This window comes from Pantoea sp. C8B4 (genome assembly GCF_051336905.1).
Taxonomy (GTDB): domain Bacteria; phylum Pseudomonadota; class Gammaproteobacteria; order Enterobacterales; family Enterobacteriaceae; genus Pantoea; species Pantoea rwandensis_B.
Window position 1 is genome coordinate 54016 of record NZ_JBGMNK010000006.1, and the last position, 14351, is coordinate 68366.

The 14351-nt window shown below is 54.4% G+C and carries 13 protein-coding genes; 2 read left to right on the forward strand and 11 right to left on the reverse strand.

The window, feature by feature from the left end; translation table 11 throughout:
• Positions 1-7: 7 nt before the first annotated feature.
• The 11 genes from wzyE to trxA form a co-directional block, all read right to left on the reverse strand.
• Positions 8-1351: an ECA oligosaccharide polymerase gene (wzyE, locus tag ACCW76_RS09595; RefSeq protein WP_436338411.1), complete on the reverse strand. Its 1344-nt coding sequence runs from the start codon at positions 1349-1351 to the stop codon at positions 8-10.
• Complete coding sequence (locus ACCW76_RS09600) at positions 1348-2418, reverse strand: TDP-N-acetylfucosamine:lipid II N-acetylfucosaminyltransferase (protein ID WP_436338412.1); 1071 nt, start codon at positions 2416-2418, stop codon at positions 1348-1350. Before ACCW76_RS09600 ends, wzyE begins: the two co-directional genes overlap by 4 nt.
• Positions 2415-3668, reverse strand: coding sequence for a lipid III flippase WzxE (wzxE, locus tag ACCW76_RS09605; RefSeq protein WP_436338413.1), 1254 nt, complete (start codon positions 3666-3668; stop codon positions 2415-2417). Before wzxE ends, ACCW76_RS09600 begins: the two co-directional genes overlap by 4 nt.
• Entirely contained in the window at positions 3668-4798 is a 1131-nt protein-coding gene (gene rffA / locus ACCW76_RS09610; protein ID WP_436338414.1) for a dTDP-4-amino-4,6-dideoxygalactose transaminase, read from the reverse strand. The genes wzxE and rffA overlap by 1 nt, the downstream gene beginning before the upstream one ends.
• Positions 4795-5493, reverse strand: a complete 699-nt coding sequence (rffC, locus tag ACCW76_RS09615) for a dTDP-4-amino-4,6-dideoxy-D-galactose acyltransferase (RefSeq protein WP_436338415.1) — start codon at positions 5491-5493, stop codon at positions 4795-4797. Before rffC ends, rffA begins: the two co-directional genes overlap by 4 nt.
• Before the next feature lie 17 nt (positions 5494-5510).
• Positions 5511-6770, reverse strand: a complete 1260-nt coding sequence (gene wecC / locus ACCW76_RS09620; RefSeq protein WP_436338416.1) for a UDP-N-acetyl-D-mannosamine dehydrogenase — start codon at positions 6768-6770, stop codon at positions 5511-5513.
• A gap of 2 nt (positions 6771-6772) precedes the next feature.
• The gene (locus ACCW76_RS09625) at positions 6773-7081 is read right to left on the reverse strand and encodes a UDP-N-acetylglucosamine 2-epimerase (protein WP_436338417.1); all 309 of its coding nucleotides are present in this window, start codon (positions 7079-7081) and stop codon (positions 6773-6775) included.
• Complete coding sequence (wzzE, locus tag ACCW76_RS09630; RefSeq protein WP_436338418.1) at positions 7000-8049, reverse strand: ECA polysaccharide chain length modulation protein; 1050 nt, start codon at positions 8047-8049, stop codon at positions 7000-7002. The genes ACCW76_RS09625 and wzzE overlap by 82 nt, the downstream gene beginning before the upstream one ends.
• 36 nt (positions 8050-8085) lie before the next feature.
• A complete protein-coding gene (wecA, locus tag ACCW76_RS09635) occupies positions 8086-9162 on the reverse strand; it encodes a UDP-N-acetylglucosamine--undecaprenyl-phosphate N-acetylglucosaminephosphotransferase (protein ID WP_436338496.1) in 1077 nt (358 codons plus the stop codon).
• Positions 9163-9440: 278 nt separating this feature from the next.
• The gene (rho, locus tag ACCW76_RS09640; protein WP_034827837.1) at positions 9441-10700 is read right to left on the reverse strand and encodes a transcription termination factor Rho; all 1260 of its coding nucleotides are present in this window, start codon (positions 10698-10700) and stop codon (positions 9441-9443) included.
• A 343-nt stretch (positions 10701-11043) separates the two neighbouring features.
• Positions 11044-11376 carry a thioredoxin TrxA gene (gene trxA / locus ACCW76_RS09645; protein WP_003851963.1) on the reverse strand — a complete coding sequence of 111 codons (333 nt, stop codon included), beginning with the start codon at positions 11374-11376 and terminating at the stop codon, positions 11044-11046.
• 116 nt (positions 11377-11492) lie between these two features.
• On the opposite strand from trxA, the gene rhlB reads away from it, so the two are divergent.
• Together rhlB and gppA are read left to right on the forward strand one after the other, a co-directional pair.
• A complete protein-coding gene (gene rhlB, locus ACCW76_RS09650) occupies positions 11493-12788 on the forward strand; it encodes an ATP-dependent RNA helicase RhlB (protein ID WP_038643814.1) in 1296 nt (431 codons plus the stop codon).
• Positions 12789-12795: 7 nt separating this feature from the next.
• On the forward strand, positions 12796-14280 hold the full coding sequence (gene gppA, locus ACCW76_RS09655) for a guanosine-5'-triphosphate,3'-diphosphate diphosphatase (RefSeq protein ID WP_038643815.1): 1485 nt from the start codon (positions 12796-12798) through the stop codon (positions 14278-14280).
• Positions 14281-14351 lie beyond the last annotated feature (71 nt).

The window sequence follows — 14351 nt, forward strand, 5'->3', positions numbered from 1 at the left end:
CCAAAGGTTAAGACAGGCTGTGAACCACCGACTCGCTGCGCGGGCGAATTAAACCCGCGCGCGCTAACAGCCAGTACAGCAATTTAGCCACCGCCATGCAGGCGGCAAAAATAATGCAAAAGAACACCACGCGCGAACCGAAAGCATCCAGCCCTTCGCGCGCCAGCACGATCATATTGAAGACCGCACCGAAGCAAAAGCTCTGCAGAATCGCCCCGCTATAACGATTCGAAGCATCACGGCCTTGCAGATAGAGGTTATCGAATCCTTTCATCAGCCAGCCGACGGCAATCGCACCCAGCGGAATAAACCACACGCCGCCCATTACCAGCAACGAACCCAGCAGCGTCGGAGAAATCGCCAGCCCTGAATGGTTGTTCAGCACTTCCCAGGTAAAGTAGTTGGCGCTGTTGAGCACAATCGATGGACGTTCCGGCCAGAGCCAGCTCGGAATAAAGACATAAAAGTCACGCCAGATCGGTGCTAAGCCCTGGAAATCAATTTTGTCGTAGTTCTGCAATAACAGCGCGAGATTTTCCCAGGGGGAGAAGGTATCACGCGTTAAATACAGGAAGGTGTAAAACGCCTCGTCGCCCACCACATCGAGGTTATAGCGCCGCAGCGCCAGCCAGAACATACCCGCAATCGCCATCACGCCTGCGCCCACCAGCATCCACAAGGTGATCCAACCGCGCGTAATACCGATAAACAGGAACAGGGCAAAAGCGATGATGATATTGGCGCGCGTCCCGCCCACCAGCGCATAGGTCAGTAAACCAAATGCCACCGATACCAGCAAAAACCCTAGCCACTGGCGCTGCGTGGGGTTGAGGAAATAACGAATCAGCATCGCCGGAATAAAGAAGTAGAAGAAGCGTTTGAGCGCTACGCCGGACACTTCGCTGGAGAAAATCTGGTTATACGCAGAGAGTCGGAACAACAGTAACCCGTTGTGCATGAAGAACACCGTGACCGTGCCAATCGCCACCAGCGCCAGTAACAGGCAGGTAAGATGGGTTTCGACTCGGTTCATCTGCAACCAGGGTTTGCGCGGTGCAGCGTTGATCGGCCTCAACCGGACTTTATAACTGACGTAATAAATCGCATAAAAACTGGTCGCGGCCAGCAACGCCTGCAACAGGTACTCCGGCGGCACCACTTCAACATTAAAGCGGAATACCAGCAAACTGGTGAGGGGGAACCCGAAATAAAAGGTCAGTAAAAAAAGGATGGTGAAAAACAGGTGGAAGTTAAAACGCACCCGTTTAAATTCCCGCCAGGTCAGCGTCAAAATGAAACCTAGCGAGAACAGATAAACCACCAGCAGACCACTAAACTGCATCAGGCTCATGTTCTCTCCCTTTCACTCAGGCTCAACGCGTTGCGCCAGCCAGCCAGATAACCAGGGGCGAAAAAGGCAATCGCGGATTTATCACACTGTGCCAGCTGACGCTGAGCTTCAGCCACACTCGACGCATCCAGTGCATCTTCACTGAAAAGCACCGGCAACCCTTGTTCGCTGAGGTCGCGCCAGAACGGATTTTTGCGGTTCAGCACAAAGGGAATGTTGGCCTGAATCAGCAAACATAACGTACCAATACCCTGTTGACGTTCGAACATAAAATAGCCGAGCTGGCAGTCACTGAGCAATTGCAGATAGGTATCAAAATCTATCTTATCGCGCAGTAAAGTCACCTGGCCTTGCGGATACAGGCGCTGTGCAGCCGCGCTGATCTCGTCAATGTACGCCTGATTGTTTTCCGGATAGCCCAGTGGGATGAGCACTTTCACGCGATCGCCAAACTGAGCGTGAATCGCCTGCAAGCCTTCAATATGGCGATTGCTGCGATCGCCGGAATTGCCCAGCAGCACGGTGAAATCACCGCTCGCGTTGCCGCCGGGCACTGCGGCATTGGGCATACGCGTTGGAAAGTAGAGCAGCGATGTCGGCACACGCGGATGGCGCTGCTGAAAACAGTGCAAATCACCACGCGTCGCGAATACATGGGCAATGCGATGCTGTGCCATGCGGCGCAGCAGATAAAACAGCCGATACTTCAGCCCACGCCCTTCTTCGTACAGATCCGCACCCCAGATATGCCAGTAGGCCTGCTGACGCCGCAGTTTACCCCTGAGCAACGCTAGCCAGATTTGCGGATTGAACTGTCCATGAAAGAAGAAGCGTTGCGTACGATCAGCCGCACGGGACATTACCGCCTGTGCAAGTGCGCGCTTGCTGGGATAGCTTTCGATTTGCAGCGCGGTATAGGCTTGCAGCGCTTCAGGCGTTGAAGTCACCACCATAAACTGGCGCGGTCCAGCACCCGGCAATTCGGTGCTCATCACCTCATCAAAGAAGCGCAACACCGTATGGTTATGATGTGGGATATCCGATCCCAGCACGTGAAATAAAGTCATTTTTTTCGGCAATAAATCATAAAGGCGCCACAGCAAAGGGCGAAGTAGAGTACGTAAGTCGCCATATAGGCTTGTGCGGCTCCGGCGGTTCCATGTAACGGAATCAGCCAATGTGAGAACGCGGTTAACAGCACAAACTGGCTGATTTCCGTCAAAATATAAAAGCGCAGTGAAGCTTTAGCGATCACCAGATATCCGAAAACATAGGCGCCAACTTTAAAGACGTCACCGCACAACTGCCAGACAAACAGGTCTCGCATCGCGGTAAACTGCGGTGAAAACAGCAGCCAGATGGCAATGTCACGCAGTAACCACACGCAGAAACTCGCAGCCGCCACGGCAGGTAACACAAAACGCAACGCACGCCCAATTTCACGCGCAATCTGCGGTTTGCTTTCCAGTCGCGCCAGCGTCGGCAGTAACCAGACACTAAAAGTCGCCGTGATAAATTGCAGATAGGCATCGGAAATACTGGTCACACCCTGCCACAGACCCACCTGCGCCCACCCCTGCTGTTCTGCCAGCAAGTTACGCATCATCACCCACGCCACCGGCAAGGTGACCGATGTAATCAGTGCCATCAAGGTGAACTTTGCCAGATTTCGCGCCAGTTCCGGCTGCCAGCTCGGTTTTAACCAGCGCAGTGGCAGCACCTGACGATGACGGCGCAGCATCAGCAGTGCCGGAAACACCAAAAGTGCAGGCACCAACGCTAAACCCACCAACGCGCCAGCATATCCGCCCAGCCACCAGCACAACACATAACCCAGCACGCCCACCAGACTACCGATAATCAGCGCCAGCGCATTGCCGCGCGCATCGCGGAAGCCTTTTAGTAATGCCAGCGTCAGATTGGCCCAGGCAATGCCGAACTGCAGAAAGGCCACGATCCTCACCACATTGGCATAGTCGTCATGACCAAATAGCGCATGACTTATCGGCCCCGCCGCCAGCAAGAACACCAGCGCCACCAGTGTGGAAAAGCCGATCACCATGGTGGATGCCGTACCCGTCACGGCACGAAGTTGCTCGGGCTGCTGCTGAAATTGTGCGATGTAGGTGGTTACACCATTGAAAATGCCCGCGCCGGCCAATACACCTAAAACGGTAATCAGCTGGCGAAAGTTACCGGCCTGGCCAACCCCTTCCGGCCCAAAGCTGACCGCCAGCAATTTCACCACCAGCAGACCGGCAATGATTTTCACTAACGTCGATGAGGCCGTCCAGACTGAGGCTTTGGCTAACGACATCAGGCAAAGAAACTCAACAGCGAGCTGATCACGGTACGCTGGTTGTTATCCGACAGGTTATAGAACAGCGGCAGGCGCAGCAGGCGCTCACTCTCTTTGGTGGTGAAGCGGTCATCGCCGTGGAAGCGACCAAAACGTTCACCGGCTGGCGAAGAGTGCAAGGGAATGTAGTGGAACACCGTGAGGATTTCTGCCTCTTTCATCCAGTTGATCAGCGCCTGGCGGTCGTCGCTGTCGCGCAGTTTGATGTAAAACATGTGCGCGTTGTGACGGCAGTTTTCCGGCACCATCGGCAATGCGATACGTCCAGCGGCTGCCAGTGGTTTCAGCGCATCATAATAGCGCTGCCACAGGCGCAAACGCTGCTGGTTAATGCGCTCAGCCGCTTCGAGTTGCGCCCACAGGTAGGCAGCCTGCAGATCCGCCATCAAATAGCTCGAACCGATATCACGCCAGGTGTATTTATCCACCTGACCACGGAAGAACTGGCTCCGGTTGGTGCCCTTTTCGCGGATAATCTCCGCACGCTCCACCAGCTTCGCGTCATTAATCAGCGTCGCTCCACCTTCACCGCCGGCGGTGTAATTTTTGGTTTCATGGAAGCTAAAGCAGCCAATATGGCCAATGGTGCCCAACGCACGCCCTTTGTACTGCGACATCACGCCCTGCGCCGCATCTTCAATCACAAATAATTGATGCTTCGCCGCCAGCGCCATGATGCTATCCATCTCGCAAGCGACGCCCGCGTAGTGCACCGGCACAATCGCACGGGTTTTATCAGTGATCGCGGCTTCAATCAGCGTTTCATCGATATTCAGCGTATCGGGGCGCACATCGACGAACACGATCACAGCACCGCGCAGCACGAAGGCATTGGCAGTGGAAACAAAGGTGTAGCTCGGCATGATCACTTCATCACCGGGCTGGATATCGATTAACAGTGCGGCCATTTCCAGTGAGGCAGTGCAGGAGGGTGTCAGCAGCACTTTTTTACTGCCAAAGTGCTGCTCCATCCACTGCTGACAGCGGCGGGTAAATCCACCGTCACCGCAGAGTTTGCCGCTGGCCATCGCCGATTGCATATATTCAACTTCGCTGCCGACAACCGGCGGCGCATTAAATGGGATCATGAGGCTGTCCTGTAAAACCAGTAGGCGGTGCTTTCAAGGCGAGCACCGCTGCGTAAATAGAGGCGCATCGCCGTAAGATTGCTAAGCTGGGTCGCGACGCGCAGTCGTTCAAGTTGCCGCACGCGGCCCCAATCCGCTGCCGCCAACAGCAAGCGTTGACCAATGCCCTGCCCTTGCGCTGCGGGCAGCACGGCGAGCAGGCCGATACGCGCATCACCGTTCACTTCACGCATCGATACAAAGCCTTGTAATTGACCGGATTCGTCGCTGGCCACCAGGCATTGGTGATCGAAGGTGCCGCGAACCGCGTTTTCAATCCACTGCGCATAGAAACGACCGCTGTCATCGGAGTTAAACCAGGGCGCACGAAAACGGCTTTGGCGAAAGGCATGCGATGCCGCCTCACGCAATGCCGGGATCTGTGCTTCACGCGCGATGCGCACGCCAACCTGGCGCTCGGTGCGTTTGATATTAATGACCAGATCGGCCTCACCCTCCACCAGCTGAAAACCGTGCTGGCTCAAGGCATCAATGGCGTCAGTGCGCTCGGCGGGCACTTTGGCCTGCCACAACGTATCTGGCTGCTTCAGCGCGTCGGCAAGGGTGAAGTCGCCATCCAGATCGATACGCGCACTGTTAACGCCAAAGAAATCACTTTCCCACGCAAGGGGGTTAATACTGACGCGGACGGGCATGGAGATGCTCCTTCGATTTAACGCCAGACACCTTTAGTATCGATAATCCACTGCTGCGTAATCTGGCTGGCATCGATCGCGCGGAACGGCGTGTGATCCACCAGCATCACGATGATATCCGCCTGCTGCAACGCATCCTCAGTGGAAACCAGTGTTGCTTCATTTGCCAGTCGCGCAGGAATTTCTGCCACATGCGGTTCAACCACCAGCGTGCTGCCGCTGTGCCACTCGGCAATCAGGTGTGCCACCGCCATCGCCGGGCTTTCACGTAAATCATCGATGTTCGGTTTAAACGCCAGGCCGAAGCAGGCAATCGTCACCTCAGAAGCGCGTTTGCCGCTGACAGTCAGGCAATCAGCCAACTGCTGTTTGACCTGATCTAACACCCACGTCGGTTTCGCATCATTCACTTCCCGCGCGGTGCGAATCAGACGCGCCAACTCCGGATTTTGCGCCACGATAAACCAGGGATCGACAGCGATACAGTGCCCACCGACGCCCGGCCCGGGCTGCAGAATGTTGACGCGCGGATGGCGGTTCGCCAGCGCAATCAACTCCCACACGTTGATCTTCTGCTCCGCACAGATCAGCGATAGCTCATTGGCAAACGCAATATTCACATCGCGGAAGCTGTTCTCCGTAAGCTTGCACATCTCGGCAGTACGCGCGTTGGTTTCCACACATTCGCCGCGCAGGAAGATGCGATACAGTTCGCTGGCCCGTGCTGAGCACGCCGGCGTCATGCCGCCAATCACACGGTCATTTTCCAGCAGTTCTACCATCACTTTGCCGGGCAGCACGCGCTCCGGGCAGTAAGCGATAAACACGTCACAGTCATCACCGTGCTGCGGGAAACGCAGGTCAGGACGCGCCTCCGCCAGCCAGGCGGACACTTGTTCAGTAGAGCCAACCGGAGAGGTCGATTCAAAGATCACCAAATCGCCGGTTTTCAGCACCGGTGCAATGGACAACGCGGCCGCCTGTACGTAGCTCAAATCCGGCTGATGATCGCCGATAAACGGCGTAGGTACGGCGATTATGAAGGCATCTGCGGCTTCGGCTTGCGTGGTGGCGCGCAAATATCCTGCCTGTACAGCGTCGCGCACCACGTCACCCAACTCCGGCTCAACAATGTGAATGTCGCCGCGATTAATGGTCTCGACTGCGCGGACATTGATATCCACGCCGATCACTTTTTTTCCCTTTGAGGCAAAAACGGCCGCCGTTGGCAGCCCGATGTAGCCCAGTCCGATAACGGAAATGGTTTCAAAACGCATAATTATACTCTGTGTTGTTTCAGTGCCTGCAGGATGCGCGAGCAGGCTTGTCCATCGCCATACGGATTGTGCGCGCGACTCATCCTCTGCCAGACATCCTCGTCCTGCAGCAGCAGGCTGACTTCTTTGACAATCCGGTTGATATCGGTACCGACCTGCACCAGCGGGGCCATTTTGATCGCCTCAGGACGCGTGCCAAATACGGTCAGAACTTTCACGTGGCTTCTCTTTAATGGCTTGTTGATGACGTTGGACGAGGACGGCGCACCAGCGCCACACCTGCACCCACCAGCGCGCCAATGACGCCCCACATGATCATCATAAACACTCGGCGCGGACTGTCGCGCGACACCGGCTCTTCAGGCGTACGCAGATAGCGGTATGTCTGGAATGGCTTATCCAATTGCGCGCCTGCCTGCAACGTGCCCAGCATCGCTCTGTTCTGATCATAGCTCAAATCGTAAGCGGGCCCGCTGGCCTGCAAGGTATCGAGCTGAGCCTGCAACATTTGCTGCCCAAGCAGGAAGCGATCGCTGTCAGGCAGCGCTTCGCCGATGGCCGGTGCACGGTTTTCCTGGATGCCCTGCTGGCTCGCCACCTTTAAAGCTTGTTCAATACGTTGGCGCTGGCGATCAAACACCGCCTGTGCCACTTCCTGCTGGCGATGAACCTGAGCCTGCAGCTGCGCACTGCGCGCCTGCCATGCGCCTTTTAGTTCCGCATTCAGATGGCGTGCGGCACGCTCGCTGGCATAGGCGATATATTGGCGCAGCAGGTTATTCGCGTCGCCAGCGGTTTCGGCAATCAGCTTAATGTTATCCAGCGTGTTATGCGCCGCATCCGCGGGTGTGAACTGAATATTGGTAATTAAATCGTCCAGCAAAGCCGCATCGTTGTGTGTATTGCCACTTTTGCGGCTTTTGAAGTAATCGGTCTGCTGCCAGAAATCACGGCGCGTGTCCCAGGAGGCCAGTTGCATGGTGAACTCCTGATAGACCTCATCCATCACGGTGGGTGCGGGCGTGTTGAGATTGAGCGTGTTGTTACGCACATCAAGGTTATTAAGGAATTGCTGCTGTACAAAGAAGTCACCCAGCATATTCACCGTGGGACGATCGGTAACGGCGGTGGTGCTCCATGCCTGTTTCATCAGCATCGAGGCGAGCCATGCCAGTAAGGCAAACAGCAGCGCAAAGCCGATAATCCAACGCTTGCCGCGCCACAGCGTGCAGCCCAGGCCGCGCACATCCAGTTCGTTCTCCACAACGACAGAGGTCATAACAAAAGTCCTTATCAGGGTACTGATCGGGGTAACTTATTTTTTATCTTCGCCACTGCTTTGCCAGCGGCGTTTAATGCGACGGATTTTGCGCGCCACACGCCACGCGTGTTTCAGGCAGTAGCCGTAAAGGAAAAACGCCATCAGGAATAACACCAGCATCACCCACTCGGGGATGAAAGCAAGGTACTCGCCCAGCACGCCGATACCGGCTAAAAGCGCAGCAGCCACGGTGATCAGTACAAAGGCCTGACGGGAGGTGAAACCGGCACGCATGATCAAATGGTGAATATGCTGGCGATCAGCTGAAAACGGACTCATCCCCTTACGCAGGCGGCGATACATAATCGCCACCATGTCCATCAGCGGAATGGCGATCAGCCAGAGTGCCGTGACCGGCGTAATCGGATGGCTCAAACCCTGGGTGGTTTCCAGCAGGATCCAGATAATGGTGAAGCCAATCATGGTGCTGCCGGCATCGCCCATAAAGACCTTGTAGCGGCGACCAATCAGACCCAGGTTAAGCAAAATGTAGGGGATGGTGGCGGCAATCATGGCAAAACACCACATGGCGAGGCTGGTCTGACCGTCGAAATAGAGGATGATGCCCATGGCGGCGAAGGTCACACTGGCCAATCCACCCAACAGGCCATCAATACCATCGACCATGTTAAAGGCGTTAATGGCCGCCCAAACGGCGAAAAGTGTGAGCACGTAACCAAATGGCCCGACCACTAACTCCACAGGGCCAATAATAAATCCGAGGCTCAACAGATACAGTTTCGCTCCGACCATCATCACAATGGCCACGACTGCCTGTACTGATGCACGGATTTTAACGCTGATGTCAAAGCGGTCATCTAATGCTCCCACCAGCACCAGCACCCCTGCGCAGCTGAGGAAAAGTGCCGCATGAGGCAAATAATAATCTGAAATAGCGAAAGCAAAGCAGATCCCCGCATATACGGAGATTCCACCCACTAACGGAATGGCGCCATGGTGTCGTTTTCTTGAATTAGGTGTGTCCACCAGCCCAATTTTTTTAGCGGCTTTACGGGCAAAAAATAGGAACACTAAAGTAAAAAGAAAAACAAAACCAAGCTCGGTACTCATAGTGAGTAAATTCACGTTAACGCTCTCAGCTAAAATCATCGACAACAATAAGCAAGATTCTTGCCATTGCCGTATATCCCTTGTCCGAATTCTGCCTGGGAAAAATCTTATTGCTGAAAAAATCAGCACATTTCTGGCACAATCATTATATTTCTTCCTGACTGGGCTAATCCTAATGCCCATAAAAAAAAAACGCCACGTTAAGACGTGGCGTTAGCAATAAATCCTGGCAAATTGTGCGAAAGAATCGCTTCGCTTAGCGATTCAATTTCGCCAACTTACGAACGCTTCATCATATCGAAGAATTCGTCGTTGGTTTTGGTCATCGCCAGCTTATTGATGAGGAACTCCATCGCATCAATTTCACCCATTGGATGGATGATTTTGCGCAGGATCCACATTTTCTGCAGCTCTTCCTGCGTGGTGAGGAGTTCTTCTTTACGGGTACCGGAGCGGTTGTAATCGATCGCTGGGAATACGCGTTTTTCAGCAATTTTACGCGACAGGTGCAGTTCCATGTTACCTGTACCTTTAAATTCTTCGTAAATCACTTCGTCCATCTTCGAACCGGTATCAACCAGCGCAGTCGCGATGATGGTCAGGCTGCCGCCCTCTTCCACATTACGTGCTGCACCGAAGAAACGCTTCGGACGATGCAGGGCGTTGGCGTCCACACCACCGGTCAATACTTTACCGGAAGCCGGTACCACGGTGTTGTAAGCACGCGCCAGACGGGTGATGGAGTCAAGCAGGATAATAACGTCTTTCTTGTGCTCGACCAGGCGCTTAGCCTTCTCGATCACCATCTCAGCGACCTGAACGTGGCGTGAAGCCGGTTCGTCGAAGGTGGAGGCGATGACTTCGCCTTTCACCAGACGCTGCATCTCGGTCACTTCTTCCGGGCGCTCGTCAATCAGCAGCACCATCAGCACGCAATCCGGATAGTTGTACGCAATGCTCTGTGCGATGTTCTGCAGCAGCATGGTTTTACCGGCTTTCGGTGGTGCCACGATCAGACCACGCTGACCGCGACCAATCGGCGATGCCAGATCCAGTACGCGAGCGGTCAAATCTTCGGTTGAGCCATTACCGCGCTCCATACGCAGACGATTGTTTGCGTGCAGTGGCGTGAGGTTTTCGAACAGAATCTTATTACGCGCGTTTTCCGGCTTGTCGTAGTTAACTTCGTTAACTTTCAACAGCGCAAAGTAACGTTCACCCTCTTTTGGCGGGCGAATTTTACCAGAAATGGTGTCACCAGTGCGGAGGTTGAAGCGGCGGATTTGGCTGGGAGAAACGTAGATATCATCGGGACCGGCGAGGTAGGAGCTGTCTCCAGAGCGGAGGAAACCAAATCCGTCCTGCAATATCTCCAGCACACCATCACCAAAGATGTCTTCGCCACTTTTCGCATGCTGTTTAAGGATAGAGAAAATAATATCCTGTTTACGCATACGTGCCTGGTTTTCCAGACCCATATTTTCGCCGAGGGTAATCAGCTCAGAAACCGGCGTGTTCTTTAATTCGGTAAGATTCATAGTGAGGGTTCTTAAACTCGGGGTAATTCTCGAAATGATTGTCGTGGGTGGTATGGCAAAAATTCCATGCCGTTAATGGCTCTTTTTCAACTCTGCTCGACGATTATCGTCTGATGTGGCGATAGGAAACGAAGAGATGGTCGAAAGGTGATGCCGAATGTGCTAGTCATCAGATTGCCAAACCACGATAACGTTCAATGCGAGCAGGGTCTGACAAGGGAAAACTTTAGATGCAAACTACAAGGTAAGTGCGTAATGCAGTGAGGTCAACTTAACACGCCTGAATGGAGACGTCCAGCAGTGGCGAAAAAATTCACCACTGCGGAACAACACCGCGCCGGGCTTAGGCCAGGTTAGCGTTCAGGAACTCTTTCAGCTGACCTTTAGACAAGGCGCCTACTTTGGTCGCAGCCACTTCACCGTTCTTGAACAGCAGCAGTGTCGGGATACCACGAATGCCATATTTAGGCGCAGTGCCCGGGTTGTCATCAATGTTCAACTTGGCGATGGTAAGCTTACCGTCGTACTCTTCTGCGACTTCGTCGAGAATTGGGGCGATCATTTTGCAAGGACCACACCATTCAGCCCAGAAATCTACCAGAGTGACACCGTCGGCTTTCAGCACGTCAGTGTCGAAACTGTCATCGGTCAAGTGAACGATTTTATCGCTGCTCATGTTTAACTCCAAAGATTGTGCCTGGCGAATTGGCGTAAAATATACCAACGTAGGTTGACTTTATTTCATCGGATACGCTTTCGTAAAGCGCTAGTAAGCTGATATTCTACCACACTATGAGCAAAACACACTTAACTGAACAGAAGTTTTCCGACTTCGCCCTGCACCCACAGGTGGTTGAAGCCCTTGATACCAAAGGCTTTTCTAACTGCACGCCTATTCAGGCGTTGGCACTGCCTTTTGCGCTTTCAGGGCGTGATGTTGCGGGTCAGGCGCAAACCGGTACCGGCAAAACGATGGCGTTCCTGACGTCAACGTTTCATCATCTTCTTTCTCATCCAGCCGCTGAAGGCCGCCAGATTAATCAGCCACGTGCGCTGATCATGGCACCGACGCGTGAACTTGCTGTGCAGATCCATGCCGATGCAGAGCCGCTGTCGAAAGTCACGGGTCTGAAACTGGGTCTGGCTTATGGCGGTGACGGCTACGACAAACAGCTGAAAGTGTTGGCCGATGGCGTCGATATCCTGGTGGGCACCACCGGTCGCCTCATCGACTATGCGAAACAAAATCACATCAACCTCGGCGCCATTCAGGTCGTGGTTCTGGATGAAGCCGATCGCATGTTCGATCTTGGCTTTATTAAAGATATCCGTTGGTTGTTCCGCCGCATGCCGCCGGCCACCCAGCGTCTGAGCATGTTGTTCTCGGCTACCCTCTCTTACCGCGTACGTGAACTGGCGTTTGAACATATGAACAACGCTGAATACGTGGAAGTGGAACCGGAGCAGAAAACCGGCCATCGCATCAAAGAAGAACTTTTCTACCCTTCGAATGAAGAGAAGATGCGTCTGCTGCAAACCTTGATCGAAGAAGAGTGGCCCGACCGCGCCATCATCTTCGCCAACACCAAACACCGCTGTGAAGATATCTGGGGCCATCTGGCCGCGGACGGTCACCGTGTAGGTCTGCTGACGGGCGATGTGGCACAGAAAAAACGTCTGCGTATTCTGGATGACTTCACCAAAGGTGATGTGGATATTCTGGTCGCGACCGACGTTGCGGCGCGAGGTCTGCACATTCCTGCCGTGACCCACGTGTTCAACTACGATCTGCCTGACGACCGTGAAGACTACGTGCATCGCATCGGTCGTACCGGCCGCGCGGGTGCCAGCGGACACTCCATCAGCCTGGCGTGCGAAGAGTACGCACTCAACCTGCCAGCGATTGAAGAGTACATTGGTCACGGTATTCCGGTAAGTAAGTACAGCAGCGAAGCACTGATGAGTGAGCTGCCTCCGCCGAAACGTCTGCAGCGCAGCCGTTCTGGAAACGGCCCACGCCGTGGCGGGAACAACAGCAACCGTCGTAGCGGTGCGCCGCGCAATAACAACCGTAAACGTTCGAGTTAAGCACACCATGCTGAGCGCATCGTCACTTTATGCTGCGATTGATTTAGGCTCTAACAGCTTTCATATGTTGGTGGTGCGCGAAGTGTCCGGCAGTATTCAGACCATTGCGCGTATAAAGCGCAAGGTACGTCTGGCTGCCGGTCTGGACAAAGCCAATCACCTCTCCGCCGAGGCGATGCAGCGTGGCTGGCAATGTCTGAAGCTCTTCTCTGAACAGCTGCAAGATATTCCCCCCGAGCAAATCCGCGTGGTCGCCACGGCTACGCTGCGTATTGCTGAAAATGCCCAGGACTTCCTGACTCACGCCGAAGAAATCCTTGGCTGCCCGGTGAATGTCATCAGCGGCGAGGAAGAAGCACGCCTGATTTATCAAGGTGTTGCTCATACCACTGGGGGGTCCGATCAACGCCTGGTGGTGGATATCGGCGGCGGCAGTACCGAGCTGGTCACCGGCGAGGGTTCGCACGCGACCACGTTGTTTAGTTTGTCGATGGGTTGCGTCACCTGGCTGGAACGCTACTTTGGCGATCGTCACCTGGCGAAAGAAAATTTCGAGCAGGCTGAATTAGCGGCCCGCGACATGATTCGTCCGGTCGCGGCTGCACTGCGCGAAAAAGGCTGGCAGATCTGCGTCGGCGCTTCAGGCACCGTGCAGGCATTGCAGGAAATTATGGTTGCACAGGGCATGGATGAACGCATCACCCTGAGCAAGCTGCAGCAGCTAAAACAGCGGGCGATTCAGTGCGGCAAGCTGGAAGAGCTGGAAATCGAAGGATTGACACTCGAGCGCGCGCTGGTGTTTCCCAGCGGCCTGTCGATTCTGATCGCTATCTTCCATGAACTTAGCATCGACAGCATGACGCTGGCCGGTGGCGCACTGCGTGAGGGGTTGGTGTACGGCATGCTGCATCTGCCAATTGACCGCGACATTCGTAGCCGCACGTTGCAAAACGTCCAGCGCCGCTTCTCTATCGATGTGGAGCAGGCAAGCCGCGTGCGTCAGCTGGCTGAAAGCTTTTTCCGCCAGGTGAGCACTGCCTGGAAGCTGGATAACCGATGTCGCGATCTGCTACTGAGCGCCTGTTCGATTCACGAAATTGGCCTGAGCGTTGATTTCCGCCAGGCACCGCAGCACGCCGCTTACCTGATTCGCCATCTCGATCTTCCCGGCTTTACACCTGCACAGAAAAAAATGCTCGCCTGCCTGCTGCAGAATCAGAGTGGCAGTATCGATCTCGCTTTACTGACGCAACAGAACGCTGTGCCACCGCGTATGGCGGAACGCTTAAGCCGTTTACTGCGCCTGGCGCTAATCTTCTCTAGCCGACGTCGTGATGACACGCTGCCTGCGGTACGTTTACAGGCGGATGATGATGCGTTGCACCTGACACTCCCCGCAGGCTGGCTGGACGCGCATCCGCTGCGTGCCGAGTTGCTGGAGCAAGAGAGTCATTACCAGTCTTATGTGCACTGGTTGCTGACTATCTCTTAATCAAACCTGCTGCGCTTGCTGATGCTGCGTTGAAAAGCTCCCGTCAAATGCTCATTGACGGCATGTAAACT

Bases quoted from the DNA above. Each gene is read 5' to 3' on its own strand.
- wzyE (WP_436338411.1), bottom strand. From the start codon at position 1,351: ATGAGCCTGATGCAGTTTAGTGGTCTGCTGGTGGTTTATCTGTTCTCG.
- ACCW76_RS09600 (WP_436338412.1), bottom strand. From the start codon at position 2,418: ATGACTTTATTTCACGTGCTGGGATCGGATATCCCACATCATAACCAT.
- wzxE (WP_436338413.1), bottom strand. From the start codon at position 3,668: ATGTCGTTAGCCAAAGCCTCAGTCTGGACGGCCTCATCGACGTTAGTG.
- rffA (WP_436338414.1), bottom strand. From the start codon at position 4,798: ATGATCCCATTTAATGCGCCGCCGGTTGTCGGCAGCGAAGTTGAATAT.
- rffC (WP_436338415.1), bottom strand. From the start codon at position 5,493: ATGCCCGTCCGCGTCAGTATTAACCCCCTTGCGTGGGAAAGTGATTTC.
- wecC (WP_436338416.1), bottom strand. From the start codon at position 6,770: ATGCGTTTTGAAACCATTTCCGTTATCGGACTGGGCTACATCGGGCTG.
- wzzE (WP_436338418.1), bottom strand. From the start codon at position 8,049: ATGACCTCTGTCGTTGTGGAGAACGAACTGGATGTGCGCGGCCTGGGC.
- wecA (WP_436338496.1), bottom strand. From the start codon at position 9,162: ATGAGTACCGAGCTTGGTTTTGTTTTTCTTTTTACTTTAGTGTTCCTA.
- rho (WP_034827837.1), bottom strand. From the start codon at position 10,700: ATGAATCTTACCGAATTAAAGAACACGCCGGTTTCTGAGCTGATTACC.
- trxA (WP_003851963.1), bottom strand. From the start codon at position 11,376: ATGAGCAGCGATAAAATCGTTCACTTGACCGATGACAGTTTCGACACT.
- rhlB (WP_038643814.1), top strand. From the start codon at position 11,493: ATGAGCAAAACACACTTAACTGAACAGAAGTTTTCCGACTTCGCCCTG.
- gppA (WP_038643815.1), top strand. From the start codon at position 12,796: ATGCTGAGCGCATCGTCACTTTATGCTGCGATTGATTTAGGCTCTAAC.